Source organism: Caballeronia pedi (assembly GCF_001544915.2).
Lineage (GTDB): Bacteria > Pseudomonadota > Gammaproteobacteria > Burkholderiales > Burkholderiaceae > Caballeronia > Caballeronia pedi.
In genome coordinates this window covers 61,809-75,211 of record NZ_FCOE02000009.1, presented here as the reverse complement: position 1 = coordinate 75,211, position 13,403 = coordinate 61,809, and the positions used below count along the sequence as shown (strand labels likewise).

Here is a 13,403-nt window from a genome sequence, read left to right as displayed (position 1 = left end):
ATGCCGGCCGCGCCCGATCCCGCGCCCATCGCTTCAATCGACGATCTTTCGATCGAACGCGATCGCCGCTTCATGGCGCTCGCGCAGCGCGCCGCCGACGATGCTCGTCGCGCGGGCGAAGTGCCTGTGGGCGCGGTGATCGTGCTCGGCGATGATGTCATCGCCACCGGTTTCAATCATCCGATTCGCGGTCACGATCCGTCCGCGCATGCCGAAATGGCCGCGCTGCGCGCCGCCGCCCAGAAGCTCGAAAACTATCGTCTGCCGGGCTGCGAACTCTATGTGACGCTGGAGCCGTGCCTGATGTGCGCGGGCGCGATCATGCACGCGCGGATCTCGCGCGTCGTCTACGGCGCGACGGACCCGAAGACGGGCGCGTGCGGCAGTGTCGTCGATATGTTCGCGAATGCGCAGCTCAATCATCACACCACTGTGACAGGCGGCGTGCTCGCCGACGAATGCGGGCACGCGCTGAAGAACTTCTTCGCGGAACGCCGCCGCCTGGCGCGTGAAGAACGCGATGCGCGCCGCGCGCGCGAAGCCCGGTAACGAATCCAACGACAACAACATCGTGAAATCACGCACCATCGACCTCGTCGCGCCTTCGGGCTATCCGCACGATCCGGCGGCAGTGGAACGCGGCATCGGGCGATTGCGCAGGGAAGGGCATCGGCTCGACAACGTCGAAGCGACGCGCCGGCGCTATCAGCGCTTCGGCGGCACCGATGCGGAGCGCGCGGCCGACCTCAATCGCCTCGCCGATCCATCGCGCCGGTTGCCTGACATCGTACTGGCGGTGCGCGGCGGTTACGGCGCGTCGCGCATTCTGCACGGGCTCGACTATCTCGGTTTGCGCAGACTGGCTGATCAGCCGGTGGCGATCGTCGGGCACAGTGATTTCACGGCAATCCAGTGCGCGCTGTTCGCGCATGCCGGCGTGAAAAGCTTCGGCGGACCGATGTTCGCGGGAGATTTCGGCGCGGAACAGGTGAGCGCGTTCACGATGCAGCATTTCTGGAATGCGATCTCCCATTCGAGCTTTACGGTGACGAACAATACGCCGCAGCGCCAGAGCGTGAACGCGACCGGCATGCTGTGGGGCGGCAACCTCGCGATTCTGGCGTCGCTCGTCGGCACGCCGTATCTGCCGCCGGTCGAAGGCGGGATTCTTTACCTCGAAGATGTGAACGAGCATCCGTTTCGCATCGAACGGATGATCTATCAGTTGCATCAGTCCGGCGTGCTCGGGCGGCAGCAGGCGATCGTGATGGGTGAGTTTTCCGGCGGCCGGCTGTCTGAGTACGACAACGGCTACTCGCTCGACGCGATGATCGAGCAGGTCAGAGCCGTGACCGGCATTCCGGTGGTGACCGGGTTGCAGTTCGGGCACATCGAGAATCTTCTGACGCTGCCTTTCGGTGCAACGGCGCACCTTGTCGCGACCGAGCGGGGTTTTACGCTGAAACTTTCCGACTACCCGCATCTGGGTTGATTCGACGATCAGGAGGCGCTCATCGAGCGCCTCCTTTTTTGGCTACGTGTGCAACTAACGGTCTTAATTTACACCATCCGGGCTTCAACTGCGCACCAGCTTCATCCTTTGGATTGTCGACAAAAAAGTGGCGGCAATGCTGACAAAAACTTGATAAATTGGCTGAGAGGCCCGTCCGTATTGAGATACAGGCTAGCTCAGCCACCGAAACACGGCCGAAAGTCAACGATTTCTCAAATGAATTGTTGACAATCTTTATGTCGATTCTAAGATGCTTAACATGCAAGCGAGCACATCATGTCCGACACCACGCGTAGTGCTGCCCTGAACGCCGCAGTTGTCGCTCCGAACGGAGCGAATGCCGAGTCGATCGCCGAAAACATCCGCGCTGCGATCCTCGAGCATCGTCTCGCGCCGGGCGCGAAGCTGACCGAAGCGCAATTGTGCGAAGTGTTCGCCGTCAAGCGCGGCACCGTCCGCCAGGCGCTCGCGCAACTGTCGAACGAACGGCTCGTCGATCTGGAGCCGAATCGCGGCGCGTTTGTCGCGAGTCCGTCGCTGCAGGAAGTGCACGAGGTGTTCGAGATGCGCCGCATCATCGAACTGGCGGTGGTGGAGCGGATCGCGCAGGGTCACGGCATGCGCCGGCTGAAGTCGATCAGCGCGACCATCGGCAAAGAACGCCGCGCGTTCGAGAGTCACGATTTTTCGTCGTGGATCCGGCTCTCCGGCGAGTTCCACACCGAACTCGCGGCGCTCACCGGCAACACGGTGCTGTGCGAATGTCTGTCGGGGCTCGTCGCGCGTTCGACGTTGATCTCGGCGCTGTATGAATCGCTCGGCAAGAGTTCATGCTCGTTCGAGGATCACGAAGAGATTCTCGCCGCCCTCGACACGGGCGATGCAACGAAAGCCGCCGGTCTGATGGCGCAGCATCTGCGCGATGTCGAACTGAAGATGCTGGAGCGGCCCGCGCGCGGCGCGGTCGATCTGAAGGAAGTATTCGCAAGACCCTCCGAGCGCGAACAGACGCTCGACACGTAGCAGCAGAGCACGGCAGATCGGAGCATCTGCCATCGGCTGAATGAAGCAGGACTAAATAATTGGAGACCGTGCCCCGCGCATCCGCGCCGGGCGCGCGGACAGTCGCACGCGCAAGAATCCGCAACGTGCGATGCATCGGACAGGACGCTCACGTGAGCGTGAAATGAAAGCCGCCGCCGGGCGGGCGTGTGGGGCAGGTGCCTCGCGCGCTCTTGGTTTCAGGCCCGGAAGCGATAACGCAAATCCAAAGAATGCCGCGCCGATGCGAGACCTCGGCGAAGGCATCTGATCGAAGCTTGTCACTCGAGCATTTGCTTTTTTTTATTACGCAAGCAGCCAATGAAGGAGACGTCATGGCCCAGTTCAGTGCATCCGGCAATTCAGCCTTGCCGCAATACGAAGAGCAGACAGCGGACCACGATCCGAATCTGCCCGCCGGTTACAGCGACCGCCTTTACAACGAGGATCTCGCCCCCCTCAAGAACCAGACATGGGGCGCGTACAACATCTTCGCCTTCTGGATGTCAGACGTGCACAGCGTCGGCGGATATGTATTCGCGGGCAGTCTGTTCGCACTCGGTCTGACGAGCTGGCAAGTGCTCGTGTCGTTGTTGATCGGCATCGGTCTGGTGAACGTGCTGTGCAACATGATCGCGAAGCCGAGCCAGGTTGCCGGCGTGCCGTATCCCGTCGCGTGCCGCGCCACCTTCGGCGTGCTCGGCGCAAACATTCCCGCTGTGATTCGCGGGCTCATCGCGGTTGCGTGGTACGGCATTCAGACGTATCTGGCGTCGAGCGCGCTCGTCATCGTCGTGCTGAAGTTCGTGCCGTCGCTGATGCCGTATGCCGACGTGCACAAGTACGGCTTCGTCGGACTCTCGGCGCTCGGCTGGGCGGGCTTCATGCTGCTCTGGGTGCTGCAGGCCGTCGTGTTCTGGCGCGGCATGGAAATGATCAAGAAGTTCATCGACTTCGCCGGTCCCGCCGTGTATGTCGTGATGTTCATTCTCGCCGGCTACATGGTGTGGCGCGCGGGCATCGGCAACATCGGCCTGAATCTGGGCGGCGTGAAGTATCACGGCATGGAAGTGATTCCCGTGATGATTACCGCGATCTCGCTCGTCGTGTCGTACTTCTCCGGCCCGATGCTGAACTTCGGCGACTTCTCGCGCTATGGCAAGAGCTTCCGCAGCGTCAAGCGCGGCAACTTCTGGGGCCTGCCGGTCAACTTCCTGGCGTTCTCGCTGGTGACCGTCATCACGACCGCCGCGACGCTGCCGGTGTTCGGTCAGCTGATCACCGATCCGGTCGAAACCGTGGGCCGCATCGATCATCCGTCCGCTGTGATTCTCGGCGCGCTGACCTTCACGATCGCGACCATCGGCATCAATATCGTGGCGAACTTCGTGTCGCCGGCCTTCGACTTCTCGAACGTCGCACCGAAGCTCATCAGCTGGCGCATGGGCGGCATGATGGCGGCGGTCGCGTCGATCTTCATCACGCCGTGGAACCTGTTCAACAACCCTGCCGTGATCCACTACACGCTGGATATTCTCGGCAGCTTCATCGGACCGTTGTATGGCGTGCTGATCCTCGACTTCTATCTCGTGAAGCGCGGCAAGCTGGTGGTCGACGATCTCTACACGGTGTCCGAGGAAGGCAAGTACTGGTACACGAAGGGCGTGAATCGCCGCGCGGTGATGGCGCTCCTGCCGGCCGCCGTGATCGCAACGCTCTGCGTGGTGGTGCCGTCGCTGGAAGGCGCCGCGAACTTCTCGTGGTTCGTCGGTGCGGGCCTGGGCGCGGTGTTCTATTACTTCCTCGCCGGCCGCAATCGCGAAGTCTGAATCACCGCCTATAACAAACGATAGAACCTGAGAGAACTTTCCAAAGCAGTCTGGAGAACAGCAATGCGTATCAAACTGATCAACCCGAACACGACGCAGCGCATGACCGATTCGATGGGCCGCTGCGCCCGCGAGGTCGCCGCGCCCGGCACGGAGATCGTCGCCGTGAGCCCGACGATGGGCCCGCCGTCCATCGAAGGCTATTACGACGAAGCGATCGCGTCGCTCGGGCTGCTGGCCGAAATCGAAGCCGGCGAAAAGCAGGGTTTCGACGGCTACGTGATCGCCTGCTTCGGCGATCCGGCCCTTTACGCGGCACGCGAACTGGCGCGCGGCCCGGTGATCGGCATCGCGGAGGCGGCGATGCATGCGGCGAGTGTCATCGCGCCGGGGTTTTCGGTCGTCACCACGCTGCAGCGCACGGTCGGCATGGCCTGGCATCTGGCGGAGCGCTACGGCATGAGCCGCTTCTGCAAGAACGTCCGTGCGACCGACGTTCCCGTGCTGGAGCTCGACGTGCCGGGCTCGCCCGCGCGTCAGACGATCATCGACGAATGCCGGCGCGCGCTCGATGAGGACGGCTCGGACGCCATCGTGCTCGGCTGCGCGGGCATGGCGGAGTTCTGCCGCGAAGTGGAGGACGCGATCGGCGCGCCGGTGGTGGAGGGCGTGACGGCGGCGGTGAAATGGACGGAGGCGCTCGTCGCGCTGAAGCTTCACACGGCGAAACGTGGCGACTATGCGCGACCGCTGGCGAAACGGTACGACGGCGTGCTGTCGGATTTCAGCCCGCGCTGATGGCGGAAAAGCCGGGTCACATACAGATGACGTGACCCGGATTATCTGCCCTGATGTATGGGCGCGTGCGGGTCTTTTAGCTACACTGAATCGTCAACAATCCCGTTTTTCCAACGCTTGAGCTCAACGCCAGCCATGTCACTCGATCCGAACTATCCACGCGACCTGATCGGCTACGGCCGCCATCCGGTGCAGGCGAACTGGCCGGGACGCGCCCGCGTCGCCGTGCAATTCGTGCTCAATTACGAAGAAGGCGGCGAGAACTGCGTGCTGCACGGCGATCCGGGCTCGGAGCAGTTCCTGTCGGAAATCGTGGGCGCGGCAGCGTATCCGTCGCGTCACATGAGCATGGAGTCGATCTACGAATACGGTTCGCGCGCGGGCGTGTGGCGCATTCTGCGCGAGTTCGAGAAGCGCGGCATGCCGCTCACGATCTTCGGCGTCGGCATGGCGATCGAGCGGCATCCGGAACTGGCGAAGGCGTTTGTCGAACTGGGGCATGAGATCGCGTGTCACGGGTATCGCTGGATTCACTATCAGGACATGTCGCCGGAGCGCGAGGCGGAGCACATGCGGCTCGGCATGGAAGCGATCGAGCGCGTGACGGGCGTGCGCCCGCTCGGCTGGTACACCGGGCGCGACAGTCCGAATACGCATCGGCTGGTCGCGGAGCACGGCGGTTTCCTCTACGACTCGGACAACTATGGCGACGATCTGCCGTTCTGGACCGAAGTCGAAGTGACGGGCGGCGAGAAGAAGCCGCATCTGATCGTGCCGTACACGCTCGACACCAACGACATGCGCTTCGCGACGCCGCAGGGCTTCAACACCGGCGAGCACTTCTTCACGTATCTGAAAGACGCATTCGACGTGCTCTACGAAGAGGGCGACGAAGCGCCGAAAATGCTTTCCATCGGCATGCATTGCCGCCTGCTCGGACGTCCCGGGCGTTTCCGCGGCCTGCAGAAATTCCTCGATCACATCGAGAAGCACGATCGCGTGTGGGTTACGCGGCGTGTGGACATCGCGCGTCACTGGCGCGAGCAACATCCTTTCGAAAAAGCTAACAACGGGACGGCGGCATGAAGGCGATGCAATACACACTCGACCAACTCAACACCATGCCCGCCGACACGTTCGTGACGGTGCTCGCGGGCATTTTCGAGCACTCGCCGTGGGTGCCGGAAGCGGCGGCGACACAACGCCCCTTCAAGGACATCGACGCGCTGCATGTGTCGATGTCGCATATCGTCGAAACCGCAGGCGATGACAAACAGCTCGCGCTCATCAACGCCCACCCGGAACTCGCGGGCAAGGCGGCGGTGCGCGGCGAACTGACGGCCGAATCGACGCGCGAGCAGAGCGGCGCGGGCCTCGATCTGTGCACGCAGGACGAGTTCGACAGGCTGCAATCGCTCAACCAGCAATATCGCGACAAGTTCGGCTTTCCCTTCATTCTCGCCGTGCGTGGCTACGACCGGCACGGCATCATCGCGAACTTCGAAAAGCGCGTGAATCACGACCGCGCCGAGGAGCTTCGCACGAGTCTCGATCAGATTTACCGGATCGCGCGCTTCAGGTTGAACGACCTGATCCAGGCCTGATCCGCTTTCACCGCAACCGAAACCCCAAGGACGAAGACAATGGCAATTCCGACACTCGATCCCAACGCGCCTGAATTCACGCGCCGCTATGTGAACCTCGCGGACCCGCGTCTGGGCGCGCAGGCACTCGAGGCGAGCGACGATTTCTTCGCGCCGAAGGAACGCATGCTGAACCCCGAGCCGGCCGTGTTCATCCCCGGCAAGTTCGACGATCACGGCAAGTGGATGGACGGCTGGGAGACCCGCCGCAAGCGCACGACGGGCTATGACTGGTGCGTCGTCAAGCTGGCGCGTCCGGGCGTGATCAAGGGCATCGATGTCGACACGAGCCACTTCACCGGCAACTTCCCGCCGGCGGCGTCGATCGAAGGCGCGCATGTCGTCGAAGGCGCGCCGAACCAGTCGACGCAATGGACGGAAATCGTCCCGTCGACGACGCTGCAAGGCAACAGCCACCACTATCTCGAAGTCGGCGTCGCGCAGCCGTTCACGCACCTGCGCGTGAATGTCTATCCGGATGGCGGCATCGCGCGTCTGCGCGTGTATGGCCAGCCGCAACTCGACTGGACCAACGCGGACCGCAACCAGCTCGTCGATCTCGGCGCGATGGAAAACGGCGCGTATCTGGTCGGCACGAACAACCAGCACTTCGGGCTCGCTTCGACGCTTCTGATGCCGGGCCGCGGCGTGAACATGGGCGATGGCTGGGAAACGCGCCGCCGTCGCGAGCCGGGCAACGACTGGTGTATCGTCGCGCTGGCGCAGCCGGGCATTATCAAGAAGGTCGAAGTGGATACCGCGCACTTCAAGGGCAACTATCCGGACCGTTGCTCGCTGCAGGCGGCGTACGTGAAGGGCGGCACCGACAGTTCGCTCGTCACGCAGGCGATGTTCTGGCCCGTGCTGCTCGGCGAACAGAAGCTGCAGATGGACAAGCAGCATTTCTTCGAATCGGAACTGGCGGCGCTCGGTCCCGTGACGCACGTGCGCTTCAACATCTATCCTGACGGCGGCGTGTCGCGTCTTCGTCTCTTCGGAACCCTCGCATAATGAAAAAGCTCGCTATCGAACCGTTGACGCGCGCTGCGTTCAAGCCTTATGGCGATGTCATCGAACTCGATGGCGCAAAGCAGATCCCGATCAACCTCGGCACCACGATCCGCTTCCACGATCTGTGCAACGTCGATGTTGAAGAGCAGGGCGGTCACGCGATCGTCAATCTCTTTCGCGGACAGCCGCGTACGCTGCCGTTCGAATGCAAGATGATGGAGCGGCATCCGCTCGGCAGTCAGGCGTTCATTCCGCTCGACGACCGGCCGTATCTCGTGGTCGTCGCGCCCGCGGGCGATCTCGACGAGTCGAAGATTCGCGCGTTCGTCACGAGCAGCTGGCAGGGCGTGAACTATGCGAAAGGCGTCTGGCATCATCCGCTGCTCGCGCTGGGCAAGGTGAGCGATTACATCGTCGTCGATCGCGGCGGTGGCGAAGGGCATAACCTCAACGAACAGGATCTGAAGGAATCGTTGTGGCTGACTGACGAAGCCATGCGCTGAGTCGGCTGGACCAGAGTTACGTTTTGATCGAGGACCGGAAGCGATTCCGGTCCTCTTGTTTTTGCGCGTCCGCTTCGTTTTCGCATCTACCCCCCGATATTCCGCGCGTCCCACCCGAATCGTGCGTTGAGCCTTCCTGTGCCTCGCCTTACCCTCGACGGACCGCTCGCAATGGTGTCTCGTCACCGACGATCCGCCGCGGGCCAGGGCAGGCGAAACAAGGGAGACGAAATCGACATGACGGCGAATCATGGGATCGGAAGCAACGCGGGCGAAGAATACGACTTCATCGTAATCGGAGCGGGTTCAGCGGGATGCGCGGTGGCGGGCCGGCTCGCCGAGGCGCGCGGCGTCACGGTCGCGCTGCTGGAACCGGGACCGGACGATCATCACTTCACGGTCTGGACGCCGATCGGCGTGGGCAAGCTCGCCGTCAGACCCGGACCACGCAACTACGGCTACATGACCACGCCGCAGGCGGCGTTGAACCACCGCCGTTCGTTTCAGCCGCGCGGGCGCGGGCTGGGCGGCAGTTCCTCTATCAACGGCATGGTCTATATCCGCGGCCATCGCCATGACTACGATCGCTGGGCTCGACTCGGCTGCCACGGATGGAGCAGCGAGGATCTTCTGCCGTATTTCCGGCGTGCCGAAGCGAATGGCCGGCTCTCGGGCGGCCATGACGACGCCTGGCACGGCGCGACGGGTCCGCTTCACGTGAGCGACCTGCGCACACCGAATCCGTTCAGCCGGCGTTTCATCGAAGCCGCCGTGCAGGCGGGCATTCCACGCAACGACGATTTCAACGGCGACGAGCAAGACGGCGTCGGCCTGTATCAGGTCACGCAGCACAACGGCGAGCGCTGGAACAGCGCGCGCGCGTATCTGCATCGCGGCAACGCAGCTGATCTTTCGCTGAACAACGGGCGCGACAACCTTGTCGTGATGACCGGCACGCTCGCCTTGCGCATCGTGTTCGAAGGCACGCGGGCGGTCGGCGTGCGCGTCGTGCGCGACGGTGTCGAGCGCACGCTGCGGGCGCGGCGCGAGGTGATTCTGAGTGCGGGCGCATTCAATTCGCCGCAACTGCTGATGGCGTCGGGCATCGGTCCGGGCGCGCATCTGCAGGCTGCCGGCGTGCCGGTCGTCTGCGATCTGCCGGGCGTCGGCGAGAACCTTCAGGATCACATCGATGTGACGATCAAGAAGGAAGTGCCGTCGACCGAACTGTTCGGTTATACCTGGCGCAACATCCTGCACATGATTCCCGAGCTCTTGCGCTACCGGCGCGAGCGTACCGGCATGTTCTCCTCGAACATCGCCGAGGCGGGTGGGTTCACGCGCAGCCGGCCGGGACTCGCCGAACCGGATATTCAGTTCGCCTTCATCGTCGCGCTGCTGACGGCGCGTGGCGAGAACATCGGCAAGAAGGGACCGCCGGGATACAGTTGCCACGCCACCAATCTGCGCCCCGCGAGCCGTGGCGTGGTGCGCCTCAAATCCGCTGACGTGCGCGAGGCCCCGATCATCGATCCGCGCTACCTGAGCGTCGAGTCCGACATGGACACGCTCGTCGCCGGCCTGCGCATCATCCGCAAGATATTCGCGCAGCCCGCGCTCGCCGAAGCGGGCGGGCGCGAACTCAACACCGAGCGCTTCGGGTCGGGCGAAGGTGACGAACGCATGCTGCGCGAATATATCCGCGAGCATGCCGACACGCTGTTCCACCCGGTCGGCACCTGCAAGATGGGTGTCGATCACCTGGCCGTCGTCGATCCATCGCTGCGTGTGCGAGGCGTGGAAGGCCTGCGCGTCGCCGACGCCTCGATCATGCCGACGCTCACCGGCGGCAACACGAATGCGCCCACCATCATGATCGGCGAAAAGGCTGCGGATCTCATTCGCGGACGTCACATCGAAGGGTATGCGCTGGACGACGAAGCGCGCTATTCGCTCGATACATCGAACAAGTGACAGCAATAACGCGACGCGGCGCGATGCGCGCAAAGGACACCGAAATGCCGAATCAGGAACACATCGAACACGCTCAGTCATATTCATCGCTGCCGCCGACCGAGGCAACGATGGCGGCGCAGCGACTCGCCTTGCACGACCTTCCACCGGACGATCCCGAGGAAGAAGACGACGCGCGGCGCGGCTTCATCGGCACGATTCCCGATGCGGAAGTGCGCGGCGCCTACGATCAGGTGATCTGGAGTCTTGCCGATTACGGATTTCTCGACGAAGCGTCCGCACCCGCGTCCGCGCATCCGGCGCTGTGGCGTCATGCGCGCATCAATACGCTGCACGGCCTGTTCCGGGTGACCGAGCGCATCTTTCAGGTCCGAGGCTTCGATGTCTCGAACGTCACGTTCATCGAGGGTGATCGCGGGCTCATCGTCATCGATCCGCTGACTTGTAAGGAGACCGCGGCGGCCGCGCTCGAACTCTACTTCACGCACCGTCCAAAGCGGCCGGTGGTCGCCGTGATCTACAGCCACAGCCACGCGGATCACTTCGGCGGCGTACGCGGCGTCACCTGCGAGGCGGACGTGCACGCAGGGCGCACAAAGATCATCGCGCCCGCCGGCTTCATGGAAGAGGCGGTGTCGGAGAATGTCATGGCAGGCCCGGCGATGGCTCGCCGCGCGCAGTTCCAGTTCGGTCATACGCTAGCGCGCAACGCGTGCTGCCAGATCGACGCCGGCATGGGCAAGACCATCCCGCGCGGCACGATCACGCTGATTCCGCCGACGCAACTCATCAGCGAAACGCTGGAGACGCATGTCATCGATGGCGTCGAGATCGTGTTTCAGCTCACGCCCGAAAGCGAAGCGCCCGCGGAAATGCATTTCTATTTCCCGCAGGAGCGCGCGCTCAATCTCGCCGAAAACGGCACGCGGTCGCTGCACAATCTCTGTCCGTTGCGAGGCGCGAACGTGCGCAATGCGCAGCGCTGGGCGCGTTATCTCGGAGAATCACTGGAGCGCTTCGGGCGAGACGCCGACGTCGTCTTCGCTCAGCACAACTGGCCGACGTGGGGCAGCGAGCGCATCGTCGGCTATCTCGAAGCGCAACGTGATCTCTACAAGTTCCTGCACGATCAGACCGTGCGCATGATGAACCGCGGCATGAACGCCGCCGAGATCGCGGAAGTCATGCAACTGCCGGATTCGCTGCGCGCGCTGTGGCATACGCGCGGTTATTACGGCACGGTCTCGCACAATGTGAAGGCGATCTACCAGCAGTACCTGAGCTGGTACGACGGCAATCCTGCGAATCTGCATGCGTTGCCCCCCGAGATGGCGGCGACGCGCTATGTCGAATACATGGGCGGCGCGGATGAGATCCTCGATCGCGCGCGCCGGGACTACGAGAAAGGCGAATACCGCTGGGTCGCGCAAGTGATGAATCACCTCGTGTTCGCTCAGCCGCAACTGCGCGAAGCGCGCGAACTGGGCGCGGCGGCGCTCGAACAAATGGGTTATCAGGCGGAATCGGCGACGTGGCGCAACGCGTTCATGCTCGGCGCGCGCGAGCTGCGCGAAGGACGCCGCTCGGTGACGGGATTCGCCGGACGCAGCCGCGACATGGTGTGTGCGATCACCGAGGAAATGTTCTTCGACTATCTCGCAGTTCGCGTCGATGGCTTGCGGGCGCAGCACATGCACGCGCGCATCGACTGGCAGTTCACCGATATCGGCAAACGCTTCAGGCTGAATCTGCAGAATGGCACGCTGACGTGGTCGTCGATGCCGTCATCGCAGCCGGCGCACGTGGTGGTCGGGATGACGCGCGACTTGCTGAATCGCATCCTGTGCGGCGAGACCGGTTTCGTCGATGCACTGCGCGACGGGCACATCCTGCTCGAAGGCGACGGCGGCGTGTTCAAGGCTCTGCTCGGCACGCTCGACACCTTCGACGGCGAGTTCAACGTCGTGGAGCCGTGACGGTTCGGGCGCGGGGCGGCTGGATCGATCGGCGGGATGTACCATAGCGCTTCTCGAAGCGCACGCACAAGGGCACAACGCATGATCGATCTACGCAGCGATACCGTCACCCGTCCCAGCAAGCCGATGCTCGCCGCGATGTCCGCAGCCGCAGTCGGCGACGACGTCTGGGGCGACGATCCCACTGTCATCGAGCTTCAGGCCGCGCTCGCCGAACGCACCGGCAAGGAAGCGGGCCTGTTCTTCCCGAGCGGCACGCAGAGCAACCTCGCGGCGTTGATGGCGCATTGCGCGCGCGGCGACGAGTACATCGTCGGGCAGGTTGCGCACACGTACAAGTACGAAGGCGGCGGCGCGGCCGTGCTCGGCAGCATTCAGCCGCAGCCAATTGAAAACGCGCCGGACGGCTCGTTGCCGCTCGAGAAGATCGCGGCGGCGATCAAGCCGATCGACAACCACTTCGCGCGCACGCGGCTGCTCGCGCTCGAAAATACGATCGGCGGCAAGGTGCTGCCCGCCGGTTACGTCGCGCAGGCGACGCAGCTCGCGCGCGATCGCGGGCTGTCGACGCATCTCGACGGTGCGCGCGTTTTCAATGCGGCGGTGGCGTCGGACAAGCCGGTCAGCGATCTGTGCGCGCCGTTCGACTCCGTGTCGGTCTGCTTTTCGAAAGGGCTGGGCGCGCCAGTGGGTTCAGTGCTGGTCGGCTCGAAAGCATTGATCGAGGCCGCAAGCCGCTGGCGCAAGGTGTTGGGCGGCGGCATGCGTCAGTCGGGCTTGCTCGCGGCGGCGTGTCTCTACGCGCTGGAGCATCACGTCGATGACCTCGCGCGGGATCACGACAACGCCGCGCACCTCGCCGCCGGTCTCGCCCGGATCGACGCGATCACCGTGCAGTCGCACGCGACCAACATGGTCTTCGCGCAGATTCCCGAAGCGCATTGCGCGCCGCTCGAAACGTTCCTGAAAGAGCGCGGCATCCTGATGCAGATGCTCTACGCGTCGCGCTTCGTCACGCATCGCGATGTGTCGCGCGCGGACATCGATACGGTCATTCATGCGGTCAAGGACTACTTCGCGCGCTGAATGAAAAATGCCCCGCTCGAAACGAGGCG

At 63.4% G+C, this 13,403-nt stretch carries 12 protein-coding genes; all 12 read left to right on the top strand.

What is annotated here, in order from left to right; genetic code table 11:
* Positions 1–549: a tRNA adenosine(34) deaminase TadA gene (gene tadA / locus AWB80_RS15870; protein ID WP_087131329.1), complete on the top strand. Its 549-nt coding sequence runs from the start codon at positions 1–3 to the stop codon at positions 547–549.
* On the top strand, positions 521–1,492 hold the full coding sequence (gene ldcA / locus AWB80_RS15865; RefSeq protein WP_061175818.1) for a muramoyltetrapeptide carboxypeptidase: 972 nt from the start codon (positions 521–523) through the stop codon (positions 1,490–1,492). Before tadA ends, ldcA begins: the two co-directional genes overlap by 29 nt.
* Positions 1,493–1,789: 297 nt before the next feature.
* Positions 1,790–2,536: a GntR family transcriptional regulator gene (locus AWB80_RS15860; RefSeq protein ID WP_061175623.1), complete on the top strand. Its 747-nt coding sequence runs from the start codon at positions 1,790–1,792 to the stop codon at positions 2,534–2,536.
* Between the two features lie 353 nt (positions 2,537–2,889).
* Positions 2,890–4,383, top strand: a complete 1,494-nt coding sequence (locus AWB80_RS15855) for an NCS1 family nucleobase:cation symporter-1 (protein WP_061175622.1) — start codon at positions 2,890–2,892, stop codon at positions 4,381–4,383.
* A 63-nt stretch (positions 4,384–4,446) separates the two neighbouring features.
* Entirely contained in the window at positions 4,447–5,181 is a 735-nt protein-coding gene (locus AWB80_RS15850) for an aspartate/glutamate racemase family protein (protein ID WP_061175621.1), read from the top strand.
* A gap of 135 nt (positions 5,182–5,316) precedes the next feature.
* Positions 5,317–6,267, top strand: a complete 951-nt coding sequence (gene puuE / locus AWB80_RS15845; protein ID WP_061175620.1) for an allantoinase PuuE — start codon at positions 5,317–5,319, stop codon at positions 6,265–6,267.
* Positions 6,264–6,785, top strand: coding sequence for a 2-oxo-4-hydroxy-4-carboxy-5-ureidoimidazoline decarboxylase (gene uraD / locus AWB80_RS15840; RefSeq protein WP_061175619.1), 522 nt, complete (start codon positions 6,264–6,266; stop codon positions 6,783–6,785). Before puuE ends, uraD begins: the two co-directional genes overlap by 4 nt.
* 39 nt (positions 6,786–6,824) lie before the next feature.
* A complete protein-coding gene (gene alc, locus AWB80_RS15835) occupies positions 6,825–7,835 on the top strand; it encodes an allantoicase (protein ID WP_061175618.1) in 1,011 nt (336 codons plus the stop codon).
* Positions 7,835–8,338 carry an ureidoglycolate lyase gene (locus AWB80_RS15830; RefSeq protein ID WP_061175617.1) on the top strand — a complete coding sequence of 168 codons (504 nt, stop codon included), beginning with the start codon at positions 7,835–7,837 and terminating at the stop codon, positions 8,336–8,338. The genes alc and AWB80_RS15830 overlap by 1 nt, the downstream gene beginning before the upstream one ends.
* 237 nt (positions 8,339–8,575) lie before the next feature.
* A complete protein-coding gene (locus AWB80_RS15825; RefSeq protein ID WP_087131327.1) occupies positions 8,576–10,312 on the top strand; it encodes a GMC family oxidoreductase in 1,737 nt (578 codons plus the stop codon).
* A 44-nt stretch (positions 10,313–10,356) separates the two neighbouring features.
* Entirely contained in the window at positions 10,357–12,288 is a 1,932-nt protein-coding gene (locus AWB80_RS15820) for an alkyl/aryl-sulfatase (RefSeq protein WP_061175817.1), read from the top strand.
* A gap of 81 nt (positions 12,289–12,369) precedes the next feature.
* Positions 12,370–13,374 (top strand): low-specificity L-threonine aldolase, encoded by a 1,005-nt coding sequence (gene ltaE / locus AWB80_RS15815; protein WP_061175616.1) that lies wholly within the window; start codon positions 12,370–12,372, stop codon positions 13,372–13,374.
* Positions 13,375–13,403: the final 29 nt, after the last annotated feature.